The 238-nt window shown below is 64.7% G+C and carries 1 protein-coding gene; it reads right to left on the reverse strand.

Annotated elements, in window-relative coordinates:
- Window positions 1-238: dihydroxyacetone kinase subunit DhaK (locus tag ACPYOG_RS20685; RefSeq protein WP_481295934.1), on the reverse strand; the 238-nt coding region annotated here is incomplete at both ends.

Here is a 238-nt window from a genome sequence, read left to right on the forward strand (position 1 = left end):
TGGTAAAAGGCGCCACCGGGACGGGGAACGGGGAGGAGTCGTCGAGCACGCCGGACGAGAAGTGGATGAGGGTGTGGATCGGCACGGTCCAGGCGACACAGCGTAGGCCGGCGGTGTGGAGGGAGTCCTGCACCGCGACGTCATCGTTGTTGATCACCGAGCGCATCGTGATGCCTTCGGCGCCGATTAGGTCTGCCGCCGTCTCGGAGTTGAGCACGTCTCCCGTGTAGTTCTCGAC

It is taken from the genome of Leifsonia sp. HAY1-4F (genome assembly GCF_056755275.1).